The sequence below is a fragment of the Chimaeribacter arupi genome (assembly GCF_002858805.1).
Lineage (GTDB): Bacteria > Pseudomonadota > Gammaproteobacteria > Enterobacterales > Enterobacteriaceae > Chimaeribacter > Chimaeribacter arupi.
On record NZ_PJZI01000056.1, the window covers coordinates 1 to 14,412 of the forward strand.

Consider the following 14,412-nt stretch of genomic DNA (forward strand, 5'->3'; position numbering starts at 1 on the left):
TCCCCATGCGAGAGTAGGGAACTGCCAGGCATCAAATTAAGCACGAGGCCATCCGCAAGGATGGCCTTTTTGCTATGCGTTAAAACAGCGTTAAAGCATGCTATTAAAAGCGAGCATTAAAACACCGCGTTAAAAGCAGCTGTCACACTTGCCATCACCCTTTCCTCAGATCGTCTGCTATTCCTGCTCAACACGAGCCTGCCATCACGCTATAACGCCGCATAAATGCCGTTTGTTATCACAAAACGGGCAGTAAACCTCCGCAAACCCTGATTTCATTAGCCTGCTTGTTAATGAATTGGTTAAATTTCCATGATTGATATGGGTTGGATTGGCCTTTTTTGTTAAATCCAATCGCCACAAGACAATGGAGAACAGAATGGCGGAGATTACTCAGAGTGTTCCTGAGCAGGAGGCTCAAAGGGATAAGAAGAAGCGCGTATTCGCGATTGTGGGGGCGTCATCCGGTAATCTGGTGGAATGGTTTGATTTCTATATCTATTCATTCTGCTCAATTTACTTTGCTGCGGCTTTCTTTCCTGCCGGTAACAGCACGACGCAATTACTGCAAACTGCCGGTGTTTTTGCGGCCGGATTTTTCATGCGTCCTATAGGGGGCTGGCTATTCGGCCGGATCGCAGATAAACATGGCCGTAAAACATCGATGCTGATCTCAGTCTGCATGATGTGCGGGGGATCCTTGATGATCGCCTGCCTTCCTACCTACGCCACACTGGGTGCCTGGGCACCTGCATTATTGCTGCTGGCAAGGCTGTTTCAGGGGTTGTCGGTCGGCGGCGAGTATGGCACCAGTGCGACCTATATGAGTGAGGTGGCAGTGAAAGGGCGGCGTGGCTTTTATGCCTCTTTCCAGTACGTCACGTTGATAGGTGGGCAACTGCTCGCATTACTGGTGCTGCTGGTTTTACAACAGATCTTCAGCAATGCAGAATTAAAAGCCTGGGGCTGGCGTATCCCGTTTGCCCTGGGGGCCGCATTGGCTGTGGTAGCCCTTTTCCTGCGGCGTTCGCTGAATGAAACGTCCGATCAGACTACCCGGCAACATAAAGATGCCGGTACGCTCAAAGGGTTATGGAAGCACCGGAAAGCGTTCTTTATGGTATTGGGCTTTACTGCCGGCGGTTCGCTCAGCTTTTACACCTTCACCACCTATATGCAGAAGTATCTGGTGAATACCGCAGGTGTCGAAGCGAAAACGGCAAGCACGATCATGACGATGGCACTGCTGGTCTACATGCTGTTGCAACCGCTGATTGGTGCGCTGTCTGATAAGATTGGCCGGCGCAATTCCATGCTGATTTACAGCGGGCTGGCAACGCTGCTGACCGTACCGATTCTTTACACGCTGAAGGATGTCACCAATCCCTGGCTGGCGTTTGGGCTGATTGTCGGGGCGCTGACCATTGTTTCTTTCTACACCTCTATCAGTGGGTTACTGAAAGCGGAAATGTTCCCGCCGGAAGTCCGGGCGATGGGGGTGGGGCTCTCTTATGCGGTGGCGAATGCCATGTTTGGCGGGTCGGCGGAGTATGTGGCACTGTCGCTGAAATCCTGGGGCGTCGAGAATGCCTTTTTCTGGTATGTCTCCGGGATGGCGTTGCTGGCGTTTCTGGTATCCATCAGCCTGCATCGTAAAGGGAAAGAGATTCAGCTCTAGTTTGCTGCGTCATAAAGCGTATAGCCGGCCAGCGCGCCGGCAACATCCCATCCGAGATCTTTCCAGCTCCAGCCGCTGCCTGCCGGGCGGCTGTCATATCCCTCTTTCGCCACACCGAGGCTTAATGAAAACAGCAGCCCGACATTGCGGCGTTCGGTTTGCCCGGCATGTTGGTGTTCAGCATAGGCACTGCCGGCGGCGGCAAGCGCGGCCGAACCGATAAAGTGTTCAACCTTATCCTGCCCGGTCCATTTGTCCTGCGCATAGTGGCTGCACCCGCCACAACTCAGCAGGGCGGAAAGCACAAGGCCACGGCCTAACAGACTCCCCATATATCCCCTATAAAAAACCCCGGCCTGCGCGCGGGGTGTTTGATTTACAGGATACGGCTAATCAGCCGGTCAATCCGGATGCGCCGCAAACGGCGGATCAGCTTACGTACCTTCACCGGATATTGCTGAATGCTCTCAAGCTCCAGGTAATGATTAACCACCTGGGTATGCTGGCGAATGGCTTCCAGCTCGGCGCGGCGTTGTTCATGGAGCTGCTGATGCGGATCGTGGATCAGGATCGCATTCTCCAGATCGAGCCGCCAGGCGCGCGGGTTGAGGTTATTACCGGTGATCAGCTGCCACTCTTCATCTACCCAGATCCCTTTCAGGTGATAGCTGTTATCGCCATCTTTCCATAACCGCACGATCAGCTGGCCACTGTCGATGAAGCGTTGCAGGCGGCTGAGGAAACGGCGCAGGTTAATCTCATACAGATAGGGCAGGGCACCGATGATTTTAAACGGCTGATCCTGAGGGATATAAAAATCGTTGGCGGTTTTGTCCCCGACGATAATCTCCACCTGTTTACCCTGGCGCAGCAGCGCTACCAGGTTACGCACCAGCAGGGCGGGCAGGTTGAAGTAAGGGGTGCAGAGCGTCAGGCGATCATCGGCACAGGCCATCAGGTGGAAAATGGTTTTATTCAGGACGCTCTGCTTGCCCAGCCCGACCAGGGGCGTTACTGCCAGCTGATCGTTACCGGCACTGCCGTGGAAACTGTACCCGGCGCCGCGCAGTGTCTGGCGGAACATCCGCGTTTCATTTTTAATTTCCGGGCTTTTTGGGCGATCGCTGCGATCGAGGCGTGACACTGCCTCCGCCGTTAACAGGTGTTTATTGATATATGCGATCATCGCATCCGCCATCGGCGCATTGCGGATCAGCTGATAACGGTCGTAACGGTATTTATCATGCTGATGCAGATAGACATCGTTCAGGCTGGCACCGCTGTAAATAACCTGATCGTCAACAATGAACCCTTTCAGGTGCAGCACGCCCAGCGCTTCCCGGGTGTTAACCGGCACGCCATACACCGGAACGGCAGCATCAGGGTGTTGTTGTGCCATATCGCAATACCAGTCGGCATTGGTATGGCCGGCGGCGGCCCCGATACGCCCACGCTGCGCGCGGTGCCAGTCAACCAGCACGGCGATCTCCAGCTCCGGCCGGGCTTGCTTGGCGTGATACAGCGCCTCAAGCACGCTGCGCCCACCGTCATCATTCTCCAGATAGAGTGCCACCAGATAAATGCGGCGCTCTGCCTGAGCAATGGCGTCCAGCAACGTCACACGGAAATCCGCAGGCGTATAAAGCGTGCGGAGGGCATCTACCGTTTGGGGGAGTTTGGGCAAGTGTGCAAGGTGTTGTTGATGTTTATTGCGTTTAAATTTAGACAACATCACAGTGCGCTTCTTCTCTCTTTAAGCATGGCGGGAGCGCCACGGGCGAAAATAATAATCTGTTGAACCGGCCGATAATAACATTAGTCACCCACAGGTGCGCAGGTTTTGCCGGTAATCGTCTGGATCATAATGATTCTGAAGGTAACGGTGACAGCGGTAATGTCAGGTTGACGATGCCGTCCTCCAGCACTGTCTCCACCTGGAAACCGCGTTTTCTGGCCAGTGCGATCATGCCGCGGTTATTCGGCATGGTAATCCCGGTCAGCCGTTTTAAACCGTGGCCGGCAGTATACGCAATCATCTTGGCCAGCAACCGGCCGCCCAGCCCAAGGCCCTTCAGGTCAGAGCGCACCAACACCGAAAACTCCGCATCAATATTGTCGGGATCAGAGACGGCGCGGGTCACGCCAATAATGGCCTGGCCATCGCCCTCAGGCCGCACCGCCACAAATGCCATCTCCCGATCGTAGTCGATTTGGGTCATATTCGCCAAATCTTCATGGGTAAACTCATTGATCTCGCTAAAGTAGCGATAGTAGAGATCTTCCTTAGTAACCTGGCTGATAAAATGTTTCAGCAAGGGCTCATCTTCCGGCAGGATGGGGCGGAACAGGCATTGGCTGCCGTCTTTCAGCGTCACCGGTTCTTCCAGCACATGCGGGTAAGGGCGGATCGCCAGGCGTGCCTGCGGGTCGCCGCTGAACGGGGCCAGTTGCATGGAGACATCAAGCAAACTGAAGTCGCTGCCGGAGGCCAGCAGCGGGTGGATGTCCAGCCGCGAAATCTGCGGGCAGTCGAGGATCAGGTTAGAAACCTGCACCAGCAACCGGCTGAGCGCCGGGATGTCGAGCGGGCGCAGGGCGCTGCGGCCGCGGATTTTGCCGCCTTTCACCGCCTGCATCACCAGATAGCGCGCCAGCGTCATGTTCAGCGGCGGCAGCGCCACGGCCGCCTGTTCCTCCGGCCGCCACGCCACGCCACCTTCACCCAGCATAATCAGCGGGCCGAACACCGGGTCTTGCTCCACCACAATCCGCAACTCCTGTGCACCGGCACGGTTAGCCATGCTCTGTACCAGCAGCCCCTGGATGCGTGCCTGGGGAAATGCCCGCCGCACCCGGTCGAGGATCGCATCTGCCGCCTGTTGAACTTCGGCAGCTGTCCGCAGGTAGAGCATCACCCCCTGCACCTCAGACTTATGCGGAATATCCGGCGAGCGCAGTTTTAACGCCACCGGGTAGCCAATCTGCTCGGCAATGTGTACCGCCTCGGCGCTGTCACCGGCGATCCAGGTCGGCAGGGTATGCAACCCATACGCCTGCAGAATGGCACGCACCTCATGGGTATCGAGCTGGAGGGTGCCTTCTGCCAGCGCCTGATCGATAAGCTGGTGGGCGTGGGCGCTGTCGGTCGCCAGCGCCACCGGCAGGGCCGGCGTCTCCCGCAACTGTTTCTGGTTACGCCGGTACTCCACCATATGCATAAAGGCCGTCACTGCGCCCTCCGGCGTGCGGTAGGTCGGGATCCCGGCATCGGTAAACAGCCGCCGCGCCTCCTGCGAGGAGTGCTCGCCGCACCAGTTGGTCAGCAGCGTGATGCGCTTACCGCGCGGGTGGCGCTTTACGGTATCGATCAGGGTCGCGGCGGTGGTGGTGGCGTGGGCAGCGGCGCTCGGCGCATGGATCAGCAGCAGCGCATCGTAATCCTGGCTGTCGAGCAGCACGGTCAGCGCGGCCTGATAGCGTGCCGGTGTCGCGTCATCGCGCAGATCCAGCGGGTTACCGGGCGAGATAATATCCGGCAGTGCGGCCGCCAGCGCCTGCAACGAATCGGCGTCGAACGTGGCCAGCTTGCCGTGGCGGTGCAGCAGCTCATCCAGCGCCATCGCCGCCGGGGCGGCACCGTTGCTGACAATCAGCAGCCGTTCGCCGCGCAGCGGGTGCATATGGCTCAGGGTCTCGACGGCAGAAAACAGCTCATGGGTATCCTGCACCCGCAGCAACCCGGCCCGCTGGATGGCGGCATCATAGGCCGCATCCAGCCCCTGGTGGCCCTGTAATAACTGTTGCGCCTGCGGGCTGCGGCCGCTTTTGATAACCAGAATCGGTTTATTGCGCGAGGCGCTGCGTGAGGCGGAAAGAAAACGACGCGCATCACTGACATGCTCGAGATAGAGCAGAATGGCGCTGGTTTTGGCGTCACGCGCCAGGAAATCGAGCAGGTCATCCACATCGATGTCGAGGCTGTCGCCGAGTGAAATAAAGTAAGAGAAACCCATCGCCCGCTGTTGCGCCCAGTCGAGAATGGTATTGGCCACCGCAGCGGACTGTGAAATAAACGCCAGCTTGCCTTTTTTGATCGGCACCGGCGAAAAGCTGGCATTCAATTGTTGCCACGGGGCCAGCAGCCCCAGGCTGTTAGGGCCGAGCAGCCGCATCGAAAAACGCTGGGCGCAGGCTTTCAACTCGGCAAATTGCGCCGGGTGGGAAGAGAGCACAATGGCCGTCTTACAGCCTTTTTGCCCCAGCGCCTCCAGCAGCGCCGGGTTACGGTCAGCGCGGGTACAGATCACCGCCAGGTCGGGCGTTACCGGCAGGCTGGCGACATCGGCGTAGGCCAGCACCCCGCACACCGCCCGACCGGTGGGCGTCACCGGCAGCACCGGCCCGTTGAAGCCGCCCTCCAGCAGGTTACGCATCATCAGGTTCCCGGCGCGCCCCGGTTTATTGGACGCCCCGATCACAGCGATCGATTTAGGCCGTAACAGCGCCTCTAATCCGCGTTGGCTCATCTGCACACTCTTCTGACATAGGCTGAGTGGATGATTTTACGCGCAATAGCGGGATTATGCTGTGACCTCAACCGGGCGATGCGGTTTTCCGGCCAGATAACGTTCGCGGAAGGTGTGGAAATGGGTGGCAAGGCCGGTGGCGGCCGCTGCGTCACCTGCCTGATCCAACAGGACGGCGGCCACCTCGGCGGTACAGTGCTGTTCCGGCCGCTGGGCTTCACGCAGCAGATAGCGCGAGGTTGAGGCCACATTCAGCGAGAACATCGGCAGCGCGTTGAGGTAGGGGCTTTTGCGGAACATCTTTTTGGCTTCGGTCCAGGTGCCGTCGAGCATGATGAACAGCGGCGGTTTGCCGCCCGGCGGCAACTGGGTGAACACCTGGCGCCCCGGTTCGGCGTAGGCATCCGGGAACACCACATAGGGCTGGCGCGCCGGGTCAGCCACCGCCGCCAGCAGCGCCGGGTCAGTTTCCGTGCGTGACCAGACAAACGCCTGGGTATCCGGCAGGATATCAGCGATAAGCCGCCCGGTATTGCTCGGCTTCAGCGCCTCGGTATCGAACATCACCAGACAGAAACGGCTGCGCGCCGGTTGCGGCACAATGGTGTCGCACAGGCAGTTCACCTGCGGTAATAAGCAGCGCTGGCAGCGGATAACCCGGCAGCCGCGGGCGCGGTAGGGGCGGGTCGATCGCGCCAGGCGCTCGCGGCGCAGGCGTAAAACAGCGTTGTCTGGCATGGGGGTTCCGGGGCATTCAGCGGGGATAAGGCGCGCTATTCTAAACAACCGGTGCCGCCGGTGCCACCGTTAAACCGGCGGCACCGGGGCGATGCATCAGGCCCTATCGCCATTCATGCATTACACTGAAGAATAAAAGGCGGCTTATTTCGCCATAATGGTTTCGTCGAGCCAGCCGTTAAACGGGGCTTTCGGCATGGCGCCGCTCAGCATGTCCACCATTTCGCCCTTATGGAACACCATAATGGTCGGGATGCTGCGGATGCGGTAGCGGGCGCTGAGTGCCTGTTCCTGCTCGGTGTTAATCTTCACAAACCGCATTTTACCGGCGCGCTCTTGCGCCACCTCTTCAAACACCGGGGCAAAGTTCAGGCATGGCCCGCACCACGGCGCCCAGAAGTCGATGACTACCGGCAGATCGTCTTGCAGCAATTTGTCCAGCGTGGCGGCGGTGGCATGGGTGACTTCGCCGTCAAACAGCGGATGACCGCAACGGCCGCATTTTGCGCCGTCATCAATGCGGTCTTCAGGCAGGCGGTTAGTGGCCTGGCAGGATGCACATACGGTATTCATAACATAGCCTCAGTCAGAGAAAGGGGTGACAGCCTGTCGCGTCAGGCGGTGGAAACCTCCGGGTGACGCGCAAAATGTTGCTGTAATGTTAGCAGTATGGAGAGTTTCAGGGGCATGGACAAAACGATTTGTTCAATGAATGCAATAGATTTTAGCTTTTAGCGATTGCGTGTGGTTTACCCGGCGCATATCAGGTAATCTGCGCGCCCAGCGCGTTTGGTAGGTGGAGAAGAGAATGAGCGATTCATTAAGTGGTAAAGGCGGCAAAGTCAAAGTGATGTACGTCCGCAGTGAAGATGACGGCGATAACCGTAACAAAGATCGTCGTCCGGCCGGTAAAGGGCGCGATAACGGCCGCCCGGAGAACGGACGCCGTGACGATCGCCGCAGCAGCGATGCCCGTGGCGGCAACGGCCCACGCGGCGGTGACGCGCGCGGCCCTCGCGGTGGGGATTCACGCGGCCCGCGCGGCAGTGATGCCCGTGGCAGCGACACCCGCAATGACACCCGCCGTAATGACCCGAATCGCCCGCGCCGCCCGGCCCGTGACGATCGTGACGACGGCCCGTACACCTCCCCGTGGAAAACCGTGTCACGCGCCCCGTCGGAAGAGGCCGCACCGGACCACGGCGGCATCACCGGCAAAAGCTTTATTGACCCGGAACAGCTGCGCCGCCAGCGCGCCGAAGAGACGCGCGTCTACGGCGAAAACGCCTGTCAGGCGCTGTTTGCCAGCCGCCCGGACGCCATTGTGCGCGCCTGGTTCGTGCAGTCCGTGACCCCGCGCTTCCGCGAAGCGCTGCGCTGGATGGCGGCCAACCGCAAAGCCTACCACGTGGTGGAAGAGGATGAGCTGGCGAAAGCGTCCGGCACCGAGCATCACGGCGGCGTTTGCTTCCTGATCAAAAAGCGCCAGGGCCTGACGGCGGAAACCTACCTGGAGCAGGCACCGGCGACCGACTGCGTGCTGGCGCTGGAAGATGTCGGTAACCCGCACAACCTCGGCGGCATCATGCGCACCTGTGCCCACTTCGGCATTAACGGCCTGCTGGTGCAGGACCCGGCGCAGCTGGAATCCGGCGCGGCAGTCCGTACGGCGGAAGGCGGTGCGGAGCATGTGAAAGCGATCAACGCCGATGATTTCCTGAGCGTGCTGGACACCTTCCGCAAGGCGGGTTACACCATCGTTACCACCTCCAGCCACAAAGGCACGCCGCTGTCGAAAGCGACACTGCCGGCGAAAATGGTGCTGGTGCTCGGCCAGGAACGTGACGGCCTCTCCGACAGCGCCTGGCAGCAGGGCGACCTGAGCGTCTCCATCGGCGGCACCGGCCGCGTTGAGAGCCTCAACGTCTCGGTAGCGACCGGCATCCTGCTCGGTGAGTGGTGGCGTCAGAACCAGGGCTGATGAGCCCCAGGCCTGTTCCCCCCCAAAAAAAACGGACGCCTCTGCGTCCGTTTTTTATGGCTGACTATCAGTGCGCACCGCCCCCGCCCCCAGGGCCGGAGCCGAATGGCGGACGGGCAAACCACACCAGCGCCAGCAGCAGGATGAAAATCCCTGCCGAGAGCCAGAAGATTTCGTTGGCTGAAATAATCAGCCCCTGATTGGTAATCTCCTGCGCCAGATAGGCGGAAGCCTGTTGCTGGCTCATGCCGAGCTGCTCCAGTTGTTGATACGTCTGCTGCGCCACCGGGTTGAACGGGTTCACTGACTCAGTGAGCTGCGCATGGTGCATCGCCTCGCGATCGGTCCACAGCGTGGTGGTGATCGACGTGCCGATAGACCCGGCCAGCGTACGCATAAAGTTCGACAGGCTGGAGGCCGCCGCCAGCCGCTCCGGCGGCAGGCCGGAGAGGGTGATGGTGGTCAGCGGCATGAAGAAGCAGGCCACGGCAAACCCCTGGATAAACTGCGGCCAGGCCGAGGCACCGAAATCCATGCCCGGCTCAAACGTCCAGGCGCGCCAATAGAAGCAGACCGCATACATAATGAAGCTGAAGGTCACCAGCCGCCGCATATCCAGCTTATGGGCAAAACGGCCGATAATCGGCGACAGGATCACCGGCAGAATCCCCACCGGCGCAGACGCCAGCCCCGCCCAGGTGGCGGTGTAGCCGTAGACCTCCTGCAACAACTGCGGCAGCAGCACAATCGCGCCGAAATAGAGCATATAAGCCAGGCTGATGCAGAGGCAGCCGATGGTGAAATTCCGCTGCTTAAACAGCGCCAGATCCACAATCGGGTGGTCATCCGTCAGCTCCCAGACAATCAGGAACGCCAGCGCCACCACCGCCACCACCGTCAGGATGATGATCTCCCGCGAGCTGAACCAGTCCAGCTCTTTGCCGCGGTCGAGCATCACCTGCAGGCAGCCGATCCCTACCACCAGCAGCACCAGCCCCACGGTATCAATCGGCTTAATCTCGGTGCGGGTCTCGCGGCCGCGCAGGGTCTGCAACGTCAGCAGCACCACCGCGACGCCGATCGGCACGTTGATGAAGAAGATCCAGCCCCAATGGTAGTTATCGCTGATGTAACCGCCCAGAATCGGGCCGCAGATGGGGGCCACGATCACCGTCATCGACCACAGCGACAGCGCCAGCCCGCGCTTGGCGGGCGGGTAGTTGCTGAGCAGCAGGCTCTGTGACAGCGGGATCAGCGGCCCGGCCACAATGCCCTGGATCACGCGGAAGAAGATCAGCATCTCCAGGCTGTTGGAGATGCCGCACAGCCACGAGGCCACAGCAAACATCACCGTGGACCAGAGGAACAGCTTCACCTCACCAAACCGCTTGGCCAGCCAGCCGGTGATCGGGATCGAAATGGCATTCGCCACGCCGAAACTGGTGATCACCCAGGTGCCCTGGGAGTTGGATGCCCCCAGGTTACCGGCGATGGTCGGGATCGCCACGTTGGCGATGGTGGAGTCCAGCACCTGCATAAAGGTCGCCAGCGCCAGCGCGACGGTCATCCAGGCGAGCGGTGCGCCTTCGAGGGGTTTTTTAGCCACGCTTACCTCCGCCGGGTTCAGCCGCCATTCGCATGAATGATGTCAGCAATCATCTGGTTGGCCGGGGCCAGATCCAGCGTCAGGGCGTTGGTCTGGTAGAGCGGCCCCTGACGCACGGTTTTCGCCAGCACCAGCCCGTCGGTATTGCGGGTATCCACTTTCACCAGCGTGGAGAGGCCGATGCGCAGCGGGTGAGCAGCGACCTGTTGGGCGTCCAGCTCAATCCGCACCGGCAGGCGCTGCACCACCTTAATCCAGTTACCGGTGGCGTTTTGCGCCGGTAACAGCGAGAAGGCGCTGCCGGTGCCCATGTCCAGCCCCACGACTTTGCCCTGATACACCACCTCGTCGCCGTAAATGTCACTGACCACCGTGGCAGGCTGGCCGATGCGCATTTTCGCCAGCTGAGTCTCTTTGAAGTTGGCATCCACCCAGAGGTTAGAGGAGGGCACCACCGCCATCAGCGGGCTGCCGGACGTGATCTGCGCGCCTACCTGCACACTGCGGCGCGATACATAACCGTCAATCGGGGCCACCACGCGGGTACGTTGCAGCGCCAGCCAGGCGTCACGCAACTGCGCGGCAGCCTGTTGGATGGCGGGTTGCTGGGCCAGCGGGGTATCGAGGATCATCGCCTGGTTGGCGTTGTATTGCTGTTGCGCGACATCCAGTGACGCCTTGGCGCTGTCGACCGCATCACGTGCGTGTTGCAGTTCCTCGCGGCCGATGGCCTTGGCGGCCCCCAGCACGATACGGCGCTGGTAATCGCTTTCTGCCTGATTCAGTTCCGTTTTGCGCAGCGCGATCGTGGCCTGATACTGCTTGCTGTTGATGATCAGCTGGTGGGTCTGGCGCACGCTGCTGGCCAGGCTGGTTTTGGCGCGTTCAAACGCCTGTTCGGCGTCAGTCGGGTCGAGGGTCAGCAGCACATCGCCCTTGCGCACAAAATCGGTGTTATCGACGTTAACCTGCGTCACGCTGCCGGACACCTGGGCCATAATCTGCACCTGGTTACCCGCCACGTAGGCGTCATCGGTTTCCTGGTAATGGCGCGACACCAGGAACCAATACACGGCATACGCCACCCCGACAACCAAAAAAATCACCGCAAGAATAATCAGCGCCCGCTTGCGGGAACGTTTCTTGGCGGTAGGTTGCTGCGGTTGTTGAATCTCCGCATCTGCACTCATGGTTTTCTCCACGTTTTATTGATTTATTATGATGTTACATGCCGGCTGTCACGGCCGGCACAGGTCCGATCCTTGCCCTGGTCACCCATAACGGGTAACGCAGACCGCCCCGGTGCCGGAGCAGCGGGGCGGTAAAAAATCATCGGTTTCCATGCGGGTGGGGCCTGCCTGGTGGCGCCTCATGCACCACACCGCCTGCATCACCCCACCGGCAGGGTGGCCGGAAGGCGGGTTACACGGTGGTCGCCTGTTCCGCCATCTCCATCTGGTCAAGGCGCGTCAGCAGTTTGCGCGTCAGGGCTTCCAGCTGTTGCTGTTCACTTTCTGTCAGGGTCGACCAAAGGAAGTGCAGGCTTTTATGCTGCGGCGGCAGCAGCTGGCGCAGGAAGGCTTCCCCGGCCGGGGTCATGTGCAGGTGCAGGCAACGGCGATCGTTATCGCTTTCACGGCGCTCAATCCAGCCGCGCTTTTCCAGCTCATCGGCGATGCGGGTCGCATTGGTGCGGGAGGAGCCAAGGGCGGAGCTGAGTTCAGAGGGCTGAATGCTGTGGTTCTCCTGGGCATCCAGGGTGATCAGCGCCATAAACAGGGTTTCATTAATCCCTTGCGCTTTCAGCATTTTGTTGCGGTTTTCCAACAGCTTGCTTTGCATGTGCATGCATAAACGCGTCAGCAGGATCTCCTGGTAAGGGAAATCTTTCTGCCGTTTGGCGCGAAAATTCAGCATCTGTTCAATTGGAGTAAAAGAACTGTCCATTATGAGGAACCTCATTAGTTACAGGCGGTATAGTAACGATGGTGATTAACAAAGTAAACGCCACGCTATGCGAAATTGTTAACTATTTGTATCCCATTTGGCCACTGCCCGGCCCTTCAGGGGCGCCGTCATGCGGCCCTCCGGGGGGAAACCCACGGCAGGTATCAGGCACAGGAGAAGGCCTTCGCGCGGGTGGCCCGGCACGGCAGGAGACAAACAGAAATGAGGCCGGTACGGCTGCCCAGGCGGGGAATCGGGCCTGGAAGCGCAACGGCAGATAGCGGAACAGCGCATTGGCGAGGCCAACCACCAACGTAAAAATAACGACCTCAGTGCTCATTGGTTACATCCTTGGTATCCACGGCAAGGGTTAAAGCAGAGACAGCGGGCAGACCGGCGAACCTGAGAAAAGGGCACCGGCAGAGAACCAATCAGGGCGGGCAAACTGTCGGTGAAACCAGGAAAGCGGGCTGGCGTGTCGGTAACGCCTTGGCTTTGCATCCGGGTAATGGCTGGCAGGAGCACCAGCCACTAAAAGTAATTTATTAGGCAAACATTACCAGACTGTTAATAGTCTTAATACCCTAAGCCCGAAATAAATTGCGATCTTTACTATTCGCTTGCTAACCAGGTCGCTTGTTCATCAGGTCACTTGTTCATCAAAGCACTGGCTCATCAAGCCACTGACTTATCAGGCGCGATGCTGATGGTTAAGCGCCCAGTGTATCAGATTCAGTAAGGAAATCGCCGCGCCCACGGCCACCACGCCGGTCCAGCCTGCATGTTGGTAAGCACTTGCTGACAGCAGAGAGCCTGCCGCACCGCCGATAAAGTAGCTGGTCATGTAACCTGCGGTCAGGCGGTTACGGGCTTCCGGCATGGTGCGGTAAATGACGCTCTGGTTGGTGATGTGCACGCCCTGAACGGCCATGTCGAGCACCAGGATCCCGGCAATCAGCCAGGCCACCGAATGCTGGCCGTAATAGATGGCGCCCCAGGAGAGCAGCAACAGGATGCTGGCGGCGGTGGTGGAGTGTTTGGCAAAGCCCTTATCAGCCAGATGCCCGGCCCGCCCGGCGGCCAGGGCCCCGGCGGCACCTGCCAGCCCGAACAGCCCGATGGTGCCTTCAGAGAAGTGGAAAGACGGCCCGGCAAGCAGGAAGGCCATTGACGTCCAGAGGATGCTGAAGTTGGCGAAAGAGAACATGCCGATCAGCGCGCGGGTACGCAGCAGCGGGTTACGCAAAAATAGGGTAAAGATAGAGCCGATCAGCTGGCCATAGTTGAGGTCGGTATGCGGTTTGGCGCGGGGAAGTACGCGCCACATCACTGCCGCCATGATGAACATCAGCACGCTCGCCACCCAGTAAATGGTGCGCCAGCCGCCGAACGAGGCCAGCGCCCCGGCCACCGTACGCGCCAGCAGGATGCCGAGCAGCAGGCCGCTCATGATGGTACCGACCACTTTACCGCGCCGGTGCGGTTCAGCCATCGAGGCTGCCAGCGGCACCAGAATCTGCGCCACCACCGAGAACAGCCCGGTCATGGCGGTGCCGACCAGCATCAGCGACAGCGTGCTGGTGGAGGCGGTGATCAGCATCCCGGCCCCGGCCAGCAGCATCATCAGCACGATCATGCTGCGCCGTTCAAATTTATCCCCCAGCGGCACCAGAAACAGCAGGCCGCAGGCGTAGCTGACCTGCGCGACGGTCACGATAAACCCGGCCTGATTTACGGAGAGCGAGAAGGCATTTGCGATGGTTTCCAGCAGTGGCTGGGCATAATAGTTACTGGCGACGGCCAGCCCGGTGGCAACCGACATCAGCAGGGTTAAGGCCGGTGTCAGGGTGGCTTTTTTATGTTCAGTCATTATAGGTAGGTTGCTAATTAATGGTGGGGGATAGTATTACTCAGGAGAGGGGATTTGTATTGCCAT

Annotated in this window: 11 protein-coding genes; 2 read left to right on the forward strand and 9 right to left on the reverse strand. The window is 59.5% G+C overall.

Annotated elements, in window-relative coordinates; all coding sequences use genetic code 11:
- Positions 1-379: 379 nt before the first annotated feature.
- The gene (locus CYR52_RS21430; protein ID WP_072926831.1) at positions 380-1,678 is read left to right on the forward strand and encodes an MFS family transporter; all 1,299 of its coding nucleotides are present in this window, start codon (positions 380-382) and stop codon (positions 1,676-1,678) included.
- Here CYR52_RS21430 and CYR52_RS21435 read toward each other — a convergent pair.
- The 5 genes from CYR52_RS21435 to trxC all read right to left on the reverse strand — a co-directional run bounded on the left by CYR52_RS21435 (position 1,675) and on the right by trxC (position 7,515).
- The gene (locus CYR52_RS21435) at positions 1,675-2,010 is read right to left on the reverse strand and encodes a YfiM family lipoprotein (RefSeq protein WP_101829395.1); all 336 of its coding nucleotides are present in this window, start codon (positions 2,008-2,010) and stop codon (positions 1,675-1,677) included. The two genes, CYR52_RS21430 and CYR52_RS21435, sit on opposite strands and share 4 nt — an antisense overlap.
- Positions 2,011-2,054: 44 nt before the next feature.
- Complete coding sequence (pssA, locus tag CYR52_RS21440; RefSeq protein ID WP_101829396.1) at positions 2,055-3,410, reverse strand: CDP-diacylglycerol--serine O-phosphatidyltransferase; 1,356 nt, start codon at positions 3,408-3,410, stop codon at positions 2,055-2,057.
- A 127-nt stretch (positions 3,411-3,537) separates the two neighbouring features.
- Positions 3,538-6,204: a bifunctional acetate--CoA ligase family protein/GNAT family N-acetyltransferase gene (locus CYR52_RS21445; protein WP_101829397.1), complete on the reverse strand. Its 2,667-nt coding sequence runs from the start codon at positions 6,202-6,204 to the stop codon at positions 3,538-3,540.
- A gap of 54 nt (positions 6,205-6,258) precedes the next feature.
- Entirely contained in the window at positions 6,259-6,942 is a 684-nt protein-coding gene (locus tag CYR52_RS21450; RefSeq protein ID WP_101829398.1) for a tRNA-uridine aminocarboxypropyltransferase, read from the reverse strand.
- 144 nt (positions 6,943-7,086) lie between these two features.
- Positions 7,087-7,515 carry a thioredoxin TrxC gene (trxC, locus tag CYR52_RS21455; protein WP_072926822.1) on the reverse strand — a complete coding sequence of 143 codons (429 nt, stop codon included), beginning with the start codon at positions 7,513-7,515 and terminating at the stop codon, positions 7,087-7,089.
- A 235-nt stretch (positions 7,516-7,750) separates the two neighbouring features.
- Between trxC and CYR52_RS21460 the strand changes: the two genes are divergently transcribed.
- Positions 7,751-8,923 (forward strand): tRNA/rRNA methyltransferase, encoded by a 1,173-nt coding sequence (locus tag CYR52_RS21460; protein ID WP_072926820.1) that lies wholly within the window; start codon positions 7,751-7,753, stop codon positions 8,921-8,923.
- Between the two features lie 67 nt (positions 8,924-8,990).
- Here the strand turns inward: CYR52_RS21460 and emrB are convergent, their stop codons facing one another.
- From emrB to CYR52_RS21480, 4 genes are all read right to left on the reverse strand, one after another.
- Entirely contained in the window at positions 8,991-10,529 is a 1,539-nt protein-coding gene (gene emrB, locus CYR52_RS21465) for a multidrug efflux MFS transporter permease subunit EmrB (RefSeq protein WP_072926818.1), read from the reverse strand.
- A gap of 17 nt (positions 10,530-10,546) precedes the next feature.
- Positions 10,547-11,719, reverse strand: coding sequence for a multidrug efflux MFS transporter periplasmic adaptor subunit EmrA (gene emrA / locus CYR52_RS21470; RefSeq protein WP_072926816.1), 1,173 nt, complete (start codon positions 11,717-11,719; stop codon positions 10,547-10,549).
- A 232-nt stretch (positions 11,720-11,951) separates the two neighbouring features.
- Positions 11,952-12,476, reverse strand: coding sequence for a transcriptional repressor MprA (mprA, locus tag CYR52_RS21475; RefSeq protein ID WP_072926814.1), 525 nt, complete (start codon positions 12,474-12,476; stop codon positions 11,952-11,954).
- A gap of 691 nt (positions 12,477-13,167) precedes the next feature.
- The gene (locus CYR52_RS21480; protein WP_101829399.1) at positions 13,168-14,346 is read right to left on the reverse strand and encodes an MFS transporter; all 1,179 of its coding nucleotides are present in this window, start codon (positions 14,344-14,346) and stop codon (positions 13,168-13,170) included.
- Positions 14,347-14,412: the final 66 nt, after the last annotated feature.

Bases quoted from the DNA above. Each gene is read 5' to 3' on its own strand.
- CYR52_RS21430 (WP_072926831.1), top strand. From the start codon at position 380: ATGGCGGAGATTACTCAGAGTGTTCCTGAGCAGGAGGCTCAAAGGGAT.
- CYR52_RS21435 (WP_101829395.1), bottom strand. From the start codon at position 2,010: ATGGGGAGTCTGTTAGGCCGTGGCCTTGTGCTTTCCGCCCTGCTGAGT.
- pssA (WP_101829396.1), bottom strand. From the start codon at position 3,410: ATGTTGTCTAAATTTAAACGCAATAAACATCAACAACACCTTGCACAC.
- CYR52_RS21445 (WP_101829397.1), bottom strand. From the start codon at position 6,204: ATGAGCCAACGCGGATTAGAGGCGCTGTTACGGCCTAAATCGATCGCT.
- CYR52_RS21450 (WP_101829398.1), bottom strand. From the start codon at position 6,942: ATGCCAGACAACGCTGTTTTACGCCTGCGCCGCGAGCGCCTGGCGCGA.
- trxC (WP_072926822.1), bottom strand. From the start codon at position 7,515: ATGAATACCGTATGTGCATCCTGCCAGGCCACTAACCGCCTGCCTGAA.
- CYR52_RS21460 (WP_072926820.1), top strand. From the start codon at position 7,751: ATGAGCGATTCATTAAGTGGTAAAGGCGGCAAAGTCAAAGTGATGTAC.
- emrA (WP_072926816.1), bottom strand. From the start codon at position 11,719: ATGAGTGCAGATGCGGAGATTCAACAACCGCAGCAACCTACCGCCAAG.
- mprA (WP_072926814.1), bottom strand. From the start codon at position 12,476: ATGGACAGTTCTTTTACTCCAATTGAACAGATGCTGAATTTTCGCGCC.
- CYR52_RS21480 (WP_101829399.1), bottom strand. From the start codon at position 14,346: ATGACTGAACATAAAAAAGCCACCCTGACACCGGCCTTAACCCTGCTG.